The organism is Pelagibacterium nitratireducens, assembly GCF_037044555.1.
Classification (GTDB): domain Bacteria; phylum Pseudomonadota; class Alphaproteobacteria; order Rhizobiales; family Devosiaceae; genus Pelagibacterium; species Pelagibacterium nitratireducens.
On record NZ_CP146275.1, the window covers coordinates 246,446 to 258,802 of the forward strand.

A 12,357-nucleotide genomic window follows, 5' to 3' on the forward strand; every position below is an offset into this window, starting at 1 on the left:
GGAGCTGCTTATCGGGGCAAACGGGTCCGGAGTCAAGGCCTGCCCCGCCATTGCGCAGCCTCTAATACCAGTCCCGTTCAACGATTTCGGTCCCGGAGTCCTTGGGCATCAATGCCGTCAAATCTGACGGCTCCCTGGCCGGTTCATCGAAAGGAAAGCGGTAGTGAAAGGGATAGACATAGCGCGGCGCGGTCTTGGTGATGCAGGCCACTACCTGATCGGGGGTCATGGTATAGGGCAGGTTCATGGGAAAGAACGCGATATCGATCTTGCCCAGATCGTCCATTTCCGGGGTCGGTTCGGTGTCCGAAGCGAGGTAGACGGTCGTGCCGGCAAAATCGAAGAGATAGCCGTTTCCGACGCCCTTTTCATGGTATTTCTGGCGGTCGGGCGTCGTGTTGTACATCGCCACAGCCCGGATGGAGATGTCGTGCCATCGGGTCAGCTCGCCATTGGCCATCTGCGTTGTGCGGGCGAGGAGATCCTGGGGCAACTGATCGCAAACGATTTTCGGGGCGATGATGTGCGTATCCTCGCCCATGACGGCACCGAGTGTCTCGAGGTCGAGGTGATCGCCGTGATGGTGGGTCAGAATGACCAGGGTCGGTGCGGCGAAATCGGTAAAGCGGGCCCTATCCCCGACAGGGTCGCAATAGATGGTCTCGCCGTTCCACTCCATGACAAAGGTTGCGTGGTGGATGGGGGTGATGGCCAGCGGCCCGGCGGCGGTCTGGTATGTATCGCGCTGTGTCATTGGGCTCTCCCTTTTGCGTGCTGGTGAAAATCTTCCGATCGGTAGCGCCCGATTGTCTCGGGCCCGTGAAGACGGGTACAGGTTTCAAACGACCAGCGGGGGCTGTCCGGGCCGATTTGTCCTGCCGGGAAATAGGTCTGGGCCACCACGGTTCCATCTTCCGTCGTTACTTCGATTTCGCCGCGCCGGTATTCAGCGCCTTCAAATGCGTCGAGGCGCGCGATGTCGGTCTGCCCGAGCCCGGAAATGAGGCGCCCCCGGGTCCATTCCCCGCCGCCAATGAGCGCCGGATAGAGCCTTTGGGGATAGTAGACGGTCCGGTATCCATGGGCCCGGGCCTCAGCCAGATCGTCCTGCGCCACGGCCCGCCCCAGAACGCCTTCGAGAATTTCCCGGTCGCGCAATGTGCCATAGACAAAAAGGACAAGTTCGGTCGCGTTCATGGAAAGGTGATCTATCAGGGTTGGCGACAATTCAAAACAAGGTGTTGCGGGCCAATCAACCCTATGCCATATAGCGCCCACCCAACGACCCAGCGGCGAGCGATTGCCGCGACACCAAGACGGAGAGGTGCCGGAGTGGTCGAACGGGGCGGTCTCGAAAACCGTTGAGCGCGCGAGCGTTCCGAGGGTTCGAATCCCTCCCTCTCCGCCATTTATTCTTTTAGAGTGCTGAAATTGAACGCATTTTAAAAGTTCATGCAACTCTGCCCCATCGCTGCTTTATTAATCTGGTCGAGGTCAAGGGAAGGCAGTGATCTTTTCGAGGAATTGGCGAGCGTGTCAGGTTTGCGCCCATGCACGAACCCGCTTCGCGAGAGGACGCGTCTGGTGAAACTTGGTGGATTCGTATGAGGCTCTGGGCAGTTGGTGGCTGGGGTCCGAATGAAGTTTCTTTCAACAGGAGGAACTCGCCATTACGACCTTTCAGACTGATGCCCCGATCATACCGCTGCGCCAACCGCCAGAGCACCTACGAATAGCATCCCATTCGGAATCTTAGCGCAGGATTTCACCGTTTTTACCGAAGCGTCTGTTGTCGATATCTGGACTGCGCAGAAAATCGAGAATCGCCTTTCCTCCACGTTGGCAGTAGAGTTCTTCTACGGTGAGGTGAGCACATTCGCGCGGTATTGCGCTAATTCGGCGCAGCATGATCGGGCCAGCCCAGTGTGGTCCCTTGTTCGAGATTGCCATGACGCTGCCTTTTATGGAATTCGTAGCGCGTTTCTCAGAGGGGGCGGGATCGGTCGAGTACAGCGAGTAAAGTTTCATGCACCCCTGATCCGTAGACTTTGAAAGACACATGATGCTCAATGCAAAAGGCATGATTGGTCCTTCGTCCGTTTCGCTGAAATGATGTTCCGCAACATTGAAACTCTGTTGCTCACGCAACCAGTATGCAATGCCCTTCTGCTCAATGGTAACATGAGAGCGTATTATATGCGTCATCTGTTCGCCATCACCGCCGACCTTCCAAGAGGGGCGGTAACTCTCATACATACCCACGAGCCCTGCCAGTGATTGGTATTTAAGTTCGGCACTAGGCTGCGCCCATCTAAGCAGTACATCAGCGAAGCGATCGGCCTCCGTTTCAACCGCACCCAGCAGTCCTTGCGGGGCGATGTAGCGAAAGTCCTGCGGTCCGACCGAGAAGAACGCATAAATCGCCCGGGCCGTGATTTCGGTTCTCGGAACTCTGCCCAAGGTACGCAAATTGTTGTATGTGCTTCTTCTCAACCCGATTTTCTCAAATTGATTTGCTTCGTCTTCCCACCAAGCGGCGATCCGGTTTGCCATGTACTCATCGCTAAGGTGCTGATGCTTGTAACAAAGCCGCACGGCTTCAACCAACACGCCATCCGTTTCCACGGTTCTGCGATAGCCATAGAACTGATCCATATCCACCCAAAGCACCTCGACGTTACCAAGAAACTGCCAAATTTCTGGTAGCATAGCTACTTGCAATGTCTGTTCAATAAAAGAATGATTTTCCGGCCGCAACTCAGAATTGAATTGGATGCGCTTTCGTATGGCCGAATTCTTCTCCATAGATATTCTTCCGAATTCCTGCCGATTTGCCGAGTTTAACAATCCGGAATTCCGCATGAGATCAAGCCGAAAGAACATACGGCAGTCGAATCCGGTTGTCGGGTTGGAAGCGCCATTGCTATCCATCCGAATAGTAACGGGAATCGATCGACGCTCGATGAATATTTCGGTGTTTGCAGCCTGACATCCCCAGAAAAGACACTAACCATCCCGCGCAGCGGCATGACATTGATAGATTCGGCGGAGCGAATGCCTGCCAACTCCATATTTAGGAATTGCATCATGGCACTGACCACAATGGAGGGAACAGCCTCCAAAATCCGCACCGATCTATCCGTCCATGGCACAATGAATCGGGGCAAAGGCTCCGTATCGAGCACGACCACGATGAATTTCCTGATCGACGGGCGGGCCGTCTTCGCCAAATTCGGCGAGAAGATGAACATCAACGAGGGCGATCAGGTTTGCGTTGCCGGTGTTCCCAAATCGAATGGCTTCAAAGCGCTGGCCTATAACAATCTGACGAACGGCGCATATGGCGATGGCGGCCTAGCCAATCGCATTCTCGGCATCTTCCTGTTTGTCTTTACCTTCCTGATCTCGTTGGTCGTCCCCTACGCCCCCATCGTCATTGTCGCGCCGATTGTCTTGTTTCCGATTTCTATCGGATTGCTGATCGTAGGCTTCAGATCAAAAGCCGCCCTTGGACTGTGCCGACAATCCGCACCCGCCAGTCAGACGGCCTGACGCATCCCGCAATCTCGCACCTTACTCTACATAGGAGGCTCAATGTTTATCTCTCCTGCCATGGCTCAATCAGCCGGCGGTACTTCCGGAATTGACATGCTGTTAGGCTTTGGTGCGTTCGGCATCGTGCTGATCCTCATCAGCCTGATCATTTACTTCATTCCGACATTCATCGCGTTCCGCCGCAAACATCCGAACAAGTGGATCATCTTTCTTATCAACTTTCTCCTCGGCGCCACTTTCATCGGCTGGATTGTCGCGCTGATCTGGTCGCTACTCGCCATCCACATCACGAGTGAGGGGAAGATCATCAACGAAACCAAGTCGGCCAAGGCAGAATGACGTTGACGACTATGAATGAGACAGTCCCTCAAATTCGCCTGCGTCCTCTTTGGAGGCTGTCTCTCATCATTGGTCTGGTGATGACACTGCTGGCCTGCTCTGGCGGTGACACCGCCGACATCAAGGCGGCAGCCGAACGGTACATTACCGCCAATTCCAATATGCTCGCCACTTACAATCGAAGCGTGGAAGTTTTGGAATGCAAGCAGACTGGTGATGACACTGGTGTTTGCAATGTCGAATTCCGCCCCCATGCAGGCGGGGAGTACCGCGAAGAGTGGATGGTGAAACAGACAGCATTCAACGGCTGGCGCGTGAGGTAGTCCTTCGAGCGATCCAAATGACCAAGATCCATCAATCCGGTGTACCCACGGGAGAGGCGACCCTATGCTTCTGAAGAAATTTATCGGCGGTCCGGCGCTTGCGGCCATTGCCATCACAGCTCTTGCCGCTTGCTCGAGCACGGGCGGCAATGCCAGTTTGAACGTTCAGGCTATCAGCAATTACACAACAACATCCGCCAGTTCGAGTCTGGACGCGAACCGAAGCCGTTTGGGAGCATGCATTGCTCAGCAAGCGGCCAAGCAAGGTTTGGAGGGTAAGAGTCTTGATTCTCGCACCATTGCTGAGAGCTGCGAACTGTATGAAGTGGCCTACAGAACGTCGGTCATGGCGCATGTTCGCCCTGAATGGCGCCGTCCCGAAGTGCTGAACAACACCGCTAACACTGCTACTCGCAATCTCTACAGGACAATTTTGGAGCTGTTTCAATGATCCGTACCTTTGGAAGAGCCGGCCTAGCGACCGCGATGACATTGTACCTGTCTGCGCCGGTGCTGGCGGATGATACTGATTTGGTGAATCGGGAGCAGTTGGCCGCAAATACGCTGGCAGAACAGTACATCGACGATGACTTCTACTATGAAGGGGAACCCGATCATTCATGGCTCCGGGCCGTATTTATGTACACGAGCAAGGTCATCGGCAGAGAAAACCCAGATAGCTTCGAAATTGACGCCCCCATCGGGTCGATTGGTATCCGGGGCTGACGGTGGCGACGGCAGTCATGGCATCGGTCGTGATTGCCGTTCCGCCCGCACAATAGATCAAGAGATAGACGGATAATGCGATCCGCAGTCAAAGCGCTATTTTTTGTCGGTGCAGGAATGCTCCTGCCCACCGGCATGGCATCACCTGCGCTGGCAAGCTGGCAGGCCAGCAACGATGGCCAAGGCCTTATCAGCGCCCAGGCCTGTGTCGACTCATCGGTCCAGTGTGCGCGCTTACAATGCCTCGCTATGCCGGGCGGCGGGGTCTATTGGTATATCGATGCGCCAGAGCCGGGCTATTCGGCAGAATCTGCTGCCGTGACATGGACGATTGACGCGCATAGCTTTACGCCCTTGGAGATGGCCAAAGCCGGCCCCGCTGAAGGCGGCATGCAAAGCTATGAGGCGGCGTTTGACCAGGCGGAACATCAAACGCTTGTCGAGGCCCTCAAATCCGGAAATCAACTTACCGTCAGCAGCGATCAATTCGCATCCATAACGATATCATTGCGGGGATCTGGAAATGCGTTGACTCAAACATTGGTCGATTGCCCGTTGACGGGCGCAGAAGATTGGGAGAGCGAAAGCATACCGATGGCTACGGCCCATTCTTCCCCGATGCAGGCCGTTGAAGCGATGATGAAAGCTCAAGCCTGTAAGGCTACGGAAAGCGAGATATTCAACGTGATCCTCGACTCGGGTTTTGGCACATGGGAAGCGAACAACTCTGTCGTGGCTTGGGCCGAAGCTGACCTCATAATACTTATTGATAAAACTGACGGCGTACACAGATACAGGTTGCCCGAGTGCAAGGCCAAAGTACAAACACCGCAACAGTCGAACTTAGTTGATACCTCATACCCTGACGCGATTATTTCCGCCCTCGATGAGTTTGCACAAGCTTGTGGCGTGCTCAATAGAGATGATGTTTTCGTCCCCGAAGCCTTGGCTAGCAAGGACATCAACGGTGACGGCAGTCCCGACTACATATTGGACTTTAAAAAGCTCTTTTGTGGGGGAGGACAGAACATGTTCTGCGGCGCACAGATGTGTGAGTTAGCTGTCTATGCCTCCCATGGTTCTGGCTACGTGTCTGAACGCTATCTCGGCTTTGGGGCATACTTCAGTGATGACGCAATTCTTGCTCCTTGCGCAGGAACTTCGACACCCGCCACCATTCGCTATGTCGAGGGTTCCCTGATCCGGGATCTTTGCCAGTGATCGGAAAGCCCAGGACCGCGAACACACCGGACGGGCTCAAATACCCATGCGAGGGCATTGTCGCCAATTTCTCAAGGTAAAAGATGAATACGTTTATAAGAATAACGGCTTCGGGTATTTTTGCACTCACACTTTCATCCTGCACTGAATCGTCCGAACTAGATGCCGCCGTCAATAAAATAAAGAATATTGCCGATTTCCAATATGAACACATCGGGGCTAAGTGGTCTCAATCGTTCAATGTGGAGAATGGTTGCGAGGTCTCACTCATTTTAGAGGTTGTAGAAATCAATGATCTAGAAATATTTAATAGTGCAATGGTAAACCGCTATGATGAGAAGACGACGTTAAACTTTGATGCGAAGCAGGAAAACATTGGTAGCATCATTATTGAAACTGTATCGAACTATCCGGGTCTTGAAGACGTAAAAATGGTTGTCATAGAAGGAGTGACCAGTGAATCCTTGGCAGCGACGGGGACAATTGAAATGGTGGAAATTGAGCCCGGTTTTTGCCAAAAGTGGTATGATGTGGATTCTGTTCGGTGCATTGAAGAGCGCAATGGTGGCAAGACCGTCCCCATTCATGTAAGGCCGAGCGAAGCCATTCGCTCGGATGCAGATATTATCGAAGCGTTTCAATCATTGATCAGCGCGTGCCAAGAATAAGGCGGTGAATCTCGAGTCCACCGACTGCGGTTTCGTCGAGCATGCGGCTACAATGACTAGCGTCCACTCAGCGTGTCGGTGGCGGGCCCGTACGCCCTTTGGCCAGAACACCTAGTGGGCGGGTTCTCAGAATTGTTGATGGGAATTTTTCCTCGCCTGTATTTCCTTAATACCGAGTGCAGCGGCACCAAGATTGCATTTAACCTCATTTCTGAGTACCGCTTAGCAAGGGGCATGAGATGAAGATTGATCTCGAACTGCTGGAAAGCAGCTATTTCACTGTGTTCAATACGAACCACGGAATTCGCATCGACAAGAGCAATGGAAAAATTCATCTGTTTGAGAAGTATGGTGTGGCGTGGGAGAGTGCGGAATTTGATCGGTCGGACATTTCGAATGTTGAGACTACGGTGGGGAACCGAGTTACCCAGACACTTCGCGGTCGTCAGGGCTTCGGAGAAGCTGTCGGGTCCGCAATCAGAGAGCAGATGGATAAAACCGTATCCGAAGCGGTAACAGGCATTCAAATTACCATGAAGGACATTAGTCTTCCTTCCTTCTTTATGAGCATCTCGGATACCGCTGAGCGGCAGAAGACGGCCACAGCGCTGGCCCATTTTCTCAAGAACGATATGCACGGCTCGTATTCGGCGATTCCTCCTGCTGTTTACGAGTCGATCCAACGTTCTAACGAAAATTGGACCCGGTCGGATGTGGCTCCCCAAGAGGTCAACGTCGAGGGAAGCGGCACGCCATGGGTAGCAATCGGCGTTCTGGCGACGTTGGTAATCGGCACCTTGCTTTTGATTATCGTACAGCCCTAGATGTGGTGCCTCAACATGTTGTCCTCGGTCAGGCCGAGCCGACTGATGGGTGGCTTGGAATTTAGGCCGCCATGAGGTCTGTGCCAATTGTACATATGGTTCCAGATTGGCAGATGGGCAGCGCGCTGATCGGATGTTTTGTAGGCGCGGGCATAAGCCCATTCCCTGATTGCGGTCTGGATGAATCGTTCGGCCTTGCCATTGGTTTTGGGCGTATAGGGCTTGGTGCGGATGTGCGTGATGACCAAATGGCGGCCATGAGCACCAATTAGGTGTGGGCCATGGACTTTATGCATAACCAGTTGGGTAACGGCCGCAAGATCCGCGTTCTGACCATCGTGGACACCTTCTCGCGCTACGCACCAGCTGTAGATCCCCCGGTTCAGCTATAGGGGCGAGGAGGGGCAAAGTCGCTGCCTTTCCAATTTCTACCCTCTCATGAGCCATAGTTGTTAGGGAGAACTAAGGGCGTTGCGAAACGAACAAAAAAACGTCGGTTAACGGAAATATTTGAAAATCAAGGCTCTACCGGACATCGCCTCACGTTATCAGGGAAGCATTCGACGATCTTTCTCCGCCATTCCTTTCTTTTGTGCTGCTTAGGTTTTATGTCGCGGGGATCAGGACTTCGACTTCACCGACACTTGCGGCTTCGGTTGCAGGCTTATCCCAGCGGATGCGGTTGATGCGGGGGAAGCGCAGGGCGACGCCGGATTTGTGGCGTGTGGAGGCCTGCACGCTGTCGAAGGCGACTTCGAAGACGAGGGTCTTTTCCACCTCGCGCACCGGCCCGAAACTCGCGATGGTGTGGGCGCGCACCCATTTGTCGAGTTCTTTCAGTTCGTCGTCGGTGAAGCCGAAATAGGCCTTGCCGATGGGCACCAGCTCGTTGCCGCGCCAGGCGCCGAAGGTGAAGTCGGAATAAAAGGACGAGCGCTTGCCGTGGCCGCGCTGGGCGTACATGAGCACGGCATCGACAAGGTTCGGATCGCGCTTCCATTTGAACCAGTTGCCCTTGGGGCGGCCGGGGACGTAAGGGGCGGATTTGAGCTTGATCATCACGCCTTCATGGCCGTTTTCAGCGGCACCCTGGCGGCGGATGGCGCCCAATTGCTCCCAATCGGAAAAAGCGAGCAGTTGCGAAAGGTCGAGCCGGGTCTGGGTCTGGCCGGCGAAAAAATCCTGGAGGCGGGCGCGGCGATCGATCCAGGGTAGGGCGCGAATATCTTCATCGCCGTCAAACAGCATGTCATAAACCCGGATGAAGGCGGGATATTCGCGTATCAGCTTTTCGGTGGCCGATTTGCGGTTGAGGCGTTGCTGGAGGGCATTGAACGGGGCGGGCTCGAAGTCTGTGCCCACCAGCAATTCGCCGTCGAGCACGCCGTGCCCGAAGACGTTTTCGACGAGGTCGGGGAAGGCCGGCGCTATATCCTCGCCGGTGCGGGAAAACAGCGATGCCGGACCATCGCCGAGGATCAGTTGCACCCTTATGCCGTCCCATTTCCATTCGGCAACGAAATCGGCGGGATCGAGATTGGAAAAATCCTTCTCCTTGTCGATGGGGTTGGACAGCATCAGGGGGTGAAAGCGGGCGGTGTGATCGATCTCGGGTTTGGGTTTTCGGCCTTCGAGCCAGGCGAAAAGATCGCCATAGGGCAGTTTGATGCCGTGCCAGATTTCCTCGATGTCCTTTAGATCGGTGCCGCTCATTTCGGCCAGAGCGGTCTTGGCGAGGCGCTCGGACACCCCGATGCGCAAGCCTCCGGTCGCCAGTTTGACCAGCGCCCAGCGCTCGTTGATCTGCGCGCTGGTCAAAAGCTCGGCGATGAGCAGCGCCAGCTCGGATTTCGGCGTTGTGTTTAAAAGCTCGACAAGGTCGGACAGCGCGGGCAGTTCACGTGTGCCGCCCTTGTGGGGCCAGATCAGCGCGATGGTTTCTCCCAGATCGCCGACATAGTCATAGCTCAGCGCAAAAAGGTGCGGGTCGACTTCAGTCAGAACCACCTCCTTGAGGCGGGCGGGTTTGACGTGGGTGAAGCTGAGCGCGCCGGTCAGAACCGCCAGCGCATAGCCTCGGTCGGGATCGGGCGTGTCGCGGAAATAGGTGGCAAGCGCCTCGATTTTGCGGTTGCGCGATGGGGTGAGCGCGAGGGTTTCGAGCAGGGTGGCAAATTGTTTCATTGCTCTTCCCCCTCGTCTTCATAGCCCTGGATATTGAGCGGCTCGGCGATCAGCCCCTGCTGGCGCGACCAATAGACAAGCGCGTCCTCGCGACCATGGGTCACCCAGATGGTCTGGGCCCCGGTCTCGGTAACCGTTTGGGTCAGTTCGGGCCAGTCGACGTGATCGGAAATGACCATTGGCAATTCGATGCCGCGCTGACGGGCGCGCTGCTTGACGCTCATCCAGCCCGAGGCCATGGCGAGGACGGGATCGGGCAGCCTGCGGCTCCAGCGGTCTTTGAGCGCTGAGGGCGGGGCGATGACGATGGCACCGGCGAGTTCGGCCTTTGTCGCTTCGGTGGCGTGGCGCAGTTCACCGAGTGCGATGCCCCGTTCGACATAGAGATCGCACAGGCGCTGCATGGCGCCATGGAGATAGATTGGGGCGTCATAGCCGCCATCGCGCAGCAGGGCGATGACCCGTTGCGCCTTGCCCAGAGCATAAGCGCCAATCACATGGGCGCGCTCGGGATGGGCGGCGAGTGATTTGAAAAGCCTGGCGATTTCTTCGGATGGGTGCGGATGCTGGAAAACGGGCAGCCCGAAGGTGGCTTCGGTGACCAGAAGATCGCAGGGGATCAGTTCGAAGGGTTGGGCGGTCTTGTCGGGCAGACGCTTGTAATCACCGGTGACCACGACGCGTTGGCCGTCCTGTTCGATCAGCACCTGTGCCGAGCCCAGAATGTGGCCGGCCGGATAGAGCGTAATTGTGACATCGTCGATTTTTAGCTTCTGGCCGAAATCGAGGGGCTGGAAGCTGCCGGCGCAATCCTTGCCATAGCGGGTCTGCATGATGGCGATGGTGTCGGGGGTGGCGAGTACCTTTTGGTGTCCGGAACGGGCGTGATCGGCGTGGCCGTGGGTGATGATGGCACGCTCACGGGGGAGCGTGGGATCGACATAGGTATCGATGCGCCGGATATGGAGATTGCGATCGAGTACTTGGGTCATGATCCTGGCCTGTGTGCGAAACTGGCTTGGCGCGGTGGGAAATTGTACGACCGCGCAATTGTTTACACGGCTTGGTACTTAAACGTAGGTCGACCGGGTTCGGTTCAGGCTCTAGCATGGCATATCGGGAAAGGGAGCGGGCATGAGTCTTATCGGGTTTGAAGGGCAGGCGCCCGAGATCGCGCGGGATGCAGGCTATGTGGCGCCCTCGGCGATGCTGATCGGCAAGGTACGGCTCGAACAAGGGGCGAGCGTGTGGTTCGGCGCGGTGCTGCGCGGTGACAATGAATTGATCGCGGTGGGCCGCAATTCCAATGTGCAGGACAATGCGGTTCTCCACACCGATATGGGCTATCCGCTTACAATCGGTGAAGGCTGCACGATCGGTCATCTGGCGTGCCTTCATGGCTGCACAATCGGGGATGGAAGCCTGATCGGGATGGGGGCCACGGTGCTCAACGGAGCCAGAATCGGGCGCAACTGCCTGATCGGGGCCAAGGCGCTGATCCCCGAGGGTATGGACATCCCCGATGGATCGATGGTTCTGGGTGTGCCGGGGCGCGTCGTGCGGGCGCTTTCGGACGAGGAGATCGGGCGGCTTTCCCAGGGGGCTCAAGCCTATGACGAAAAATCGGCCCGCTACCGGGACAGCGCCGTTTTTCTCAAATGAGGTCGGCAAACAGACCCGATTGACTCTTGGTTCGATCTGAGTCCAAATAGAACAAAATAGGAACATTGAGCCATGAACAAAGCTCGCCAGATCGGTGTGCTGCGGGAGGCTCTGGCCAGTCTCGATCCCTTCGGCGAGACCGGGCGGCACGGCGTCTTCACTCTGGGCGCCGGCCCGGTCGATGACGCTTTGGGGGGCGGGCTGGCGCGGGGCGCCGTGCATGAAATCTACCCTGCCCAGGCCTTCGATATTGCGGCGGCTGCAGGATTTGTGACCGGGATCAGCCTGCGGGCTGCGCCCCAGGCGCCGCTGGTCTGGATACGGCACAGGCGCAGCGAGATGGAGGCGGGCGCGCTTTATGCTCAGGGGTTCGCCGAAATGGGCGTGGCGGGCGATAAGCTGTTCGTGGTGCATGTAAACGATGTCGCCGATGGCTTGCGGGCCAGTCTTGAAGCCTTGCGGTGTCGGGGACTGGGAGCGGTGATTTTTGAAAGCTGGGGGACGTCGAAACATCTCGATCTCACCGCCAGCCGCAGGCTGTCGCTGGCCGCGCAGGAAAGCGGGGTCACGGGGCTGGTTTTGCGGGTGATGAGCACGCCCGAGCCGAGTGCTGCCGCAACGCGCTGGCAGGTTACGGCTGCCCCGTCCTCCGATCCCCTCGGCATGCCCGGGCGGGCTACGCTTTGCGTTCGCCTGCTGCGCCAGAAGAGCGGGCCGTCCGGCTCGAGCTGGAATCTGGAATGGAACCATGAAACCCTTGGATTTGCACAAGCCCAGGCGCTATCTGGCCCTGTGGCTGCCTCTTATCGTGACCGACAGATTGGTTCGGCTCGCTGGGCAAAAACGGGGTGATCG

The 12,357-nt window shown here is 56.3% G+C and carries 15 protein-coding genes, 1 tRNA gene and 2 pseudogenes; 12 read left to right on the top strand and 6 right to left on the bottom strand.

The window, feature by feature from the left end; genetic code table 11:
• Nucleotides 1-61 precede the first annotated feature (61 nt).
• Both V6617_RS01270 and V6617_RS01275 read right to left on the bottom strand, forming a co-directional pair.
• Nucleotides 62-754 carry an MBL fold metallo-hydrolase gene (locus V6617_RS01270; RefSeq protein ID WP_338608559.1) on the bottom strand — a complete coding sequence of 231 codons (693 nt, stop codon included), beginning with the start codon at nucleotides 752-754 and terminating at the stop codon, nucleotides 62-64.
• Nucleotides 751-1,197 (bottom strand): gamma-glutamylcyclotransferase family protein, encoded by a 447-nt coding sequence (locus V6617_RS01275; protein WP_338608560.1) that lies wholly within the window; start codon nucleotides 1,195-1,197, stop codon nucleotides 751-753. Before V6617_RS01275 ends, V6617_RS01270 begins: the two co-directional genes overlap by 4 nt.
• Before the next feature lie 121 nt (nucleotides 1,198-1,318).
• Here V6617_RS01275 and V6617_RS01280 point away from each other — a divergent pair.
• Nucleotides 1,319-1,408 (top strand) — tRNA-Ser (locus V6617_RS01280).
• A 344-nt stretch (nucleotides 1,409-1,752) separates the two neighbouring features.
• Here the strand turns inward: V6617_RS01280 and V6617_RS01285 are convergent.
• Complete coding sequence (locus V6617_RS01285) at nucleotides 1,753-2,805, bottom strand: hypothetical protein (RefSeq protein WP_338608561.1); 1,053 nt, start codon at nucleotides 2,803-2,805, stop codon at nucleotides 1,753-1,755.
• Between the two features lie 282 nt (nucleotides 2,806-3,087).
• Between V6617_RS01285 and V6617_RS01290 the strand changes: the two genes are divergently transcribed.
• The 8 genes from V6617_RS01290 to V6617_RS01325 all read left to right on the top strand — a co-directional run bounded on the left by V6617_RS01290 (nucleotide 3,088) and on the right by V6617_RS01325 (nucleotide 7,656).
• Nucleotides 3,088-3,552, top strand: coding sequence for a hypothetical protein (locus tag V6617_RS01290; protein ID WP_338608562.1), 465 nt, complete (start codon nucleotides 3,088-3,090; stop codon nucleotides 3,550-3,552).
• 42 nt (nucleotides 3,553-3,594) lie between these two features.
• Entirely contained in the window at nucleotides 3,595-3,894 is a 300-nt protein-coding gene (locus V6617_RS01295; protein ID WP_338608563.1) for a superinfection immunity protein, read from the top strand.
• Nucleotides 3,891-4,217, top strand: a complete 327-nt coding sequence (locus tag V6617_RS01300) for a hypothetical protein (RefSeq protein WP_338608564.1) — start codon at nucleotides 3,891-3,893, stop codon at nucleotides 4,215-4,217. The genes V6617_RS01295 and V6617_RS01300 overlap by 4 nt, the downstream gene beginning before the upstream one ends.
• 64 nt (nucleotides 4,218-4,281) lie before the next feature.
• Nucleotides 4,282-4,668, top strand: a complete 387-nt coding sequence (locus V6617_RS01305; RefSeq protein ID WP_338608565.1) for a hypothetical protein — start codon at nucleotides 4,282-4,284, stop codon at nucleotides 4,666-4,668.
• Nucleotides 4,665-4,943: a hypothetical protein gene (locus V6617_RS01310; protein WP_338608566.1), complete on the top strand. Its 279-nt coding sequence runs from the start codon at nucleotides 4,665-4,667 to the stop codon at nucleotides 4,941-4,943. The genes V6617_RS01305 and V6617_RS01310 overlap by 4 nt, the downstream gene beginning before the upstream one ends.
• Nucleotides 4,944-5,018: 75 nt before the next feature.
• Nucleotides 5,019-6,164: a hypothetical protein gene (locus V6617_RS01315; protein WP_338608567.1), complete on the top strand. Its 1,146-nt coding sequence runs from the start codon at nucleotides 5,019-5,021 to the stop codon at nucleotides 6,162-6,164.
• An 83-nt stretch (nucleotides 6,165-6,247) separates the two neighbouring features.
• On the top strand, nucleotides 6,248-6,832 hold the full coding sequence (locus tag V6617_RS01320) for a hypothetical protein (RefSeq protein WP_338608568.1): 585 nt from the start codon (nucleotides 6,248-6,250) through the stop codon (nucleotides 6,830-6,832).
• A gap of 239 nt (nucleotides 6,833-7,071) precedes the next feature.
• Nucleotides 7,072-7,656 carry a hypothetical protein gene (locus V6617_RS01325; RefSeq protein ID WP_338608569.1) on the top strand — a complete coding sequence of 195 codons (585 nt, stop codon included), beginning with the start codon at nucleotides 7,072-7,074 and terminating at the stop codon, nucleotides 7,654-7,656.
• Here V6617_RS01325 and V6617_RS01330 read toward each other — a convergent pair.
• A pseudogene (locus V6617_RS01330) lies at nucleotides 7,653-7,910 on the bottom strand (integrase core domain-containing protein); the annotation flags it as partial. The gene V6617_RS01325 and the pseudogene V6617_RS01330 sit on opposite strands and share 4 nt — an antisense overlap.
• Before the next feature lie 9 nt (nucleotides 7,911-7,919).
• Here V6617_RS01330 and V6617_RS01335 point away from each other — a divergent pair.
• Nucleotides 7,920-8,058, top strand: a pseudogene (locus tag V6617_RS01335) (IS3 family transposase); the annotation flags it as partial.
• A 204-nt stretch (nucleotides 8,059-8,262) separates the two neighbouring features.
• On the opposite strand, the gene V6617_RS01340 reads toward V6617_RS01335, so the two are convergent.
• Together V6617_RS01340 and V6617_RS01345 are read right to left on the bottom strand one after the other, a co-directional pair.
• The gene (locus V6617_RS01340; protein WP_338608570.1) at nucleotides 8,263-9,840 is read right to left on the bottom strand and encodes a cisplatin damage response ATP-dependent DNA ligase; all 1,578 of its coding nucleotides are present in this window, start codon (nucleotides 9,838-9,840) and stop codon (nucleotides 8,263-8,265) included.
• The gene (locus V6617_RS01345) at nucleotides 9,837-10,832 is read right to left on the bottom strand and encodes a ligase-associated DNA damage response exonuclease (RefSeq protein WP_338608571.1); all 996 of its coding nucleotides are present in this window, start codon (nucleotides 10,830-10,832) and stop codon (nucleotides 9,837-9,839) included. Before V6617_RS01345 ends, V6617_RS01340 begins: the two co-directional genes overlap by 4 nt.
• Before the next feature lie 142 nt (nucleotides 10,833-10,974).
• On the opposite strand from V6617_RS01345, the gene V6617_RS01350 reads away from it, so the two are divergent.
• Entirely contained in the window at nucleotides 10,975-11,502 is a 528-nt protein-coding gene (locus V6617_RS01350) for a gamma carbonic anhydrase family protein (protein ID WP_338608572.1), read from the top strand.
• Between the two features lie 72 nt (nucleotides 11,503-11,574).
• On the top strand, nucleotides 11,575-12,354 hold the full coding sequence (locus tag V6617_RS01355; protein ID WP_338608573.1) for a DNA repair protein: 780 nt from the start codon (nucleotides 11,575-11,577) through the stop codon (nucleotides 12,352-12,354).
• Nucleotides 12,355-12,357: the final 3 nt, after the last annotated feature.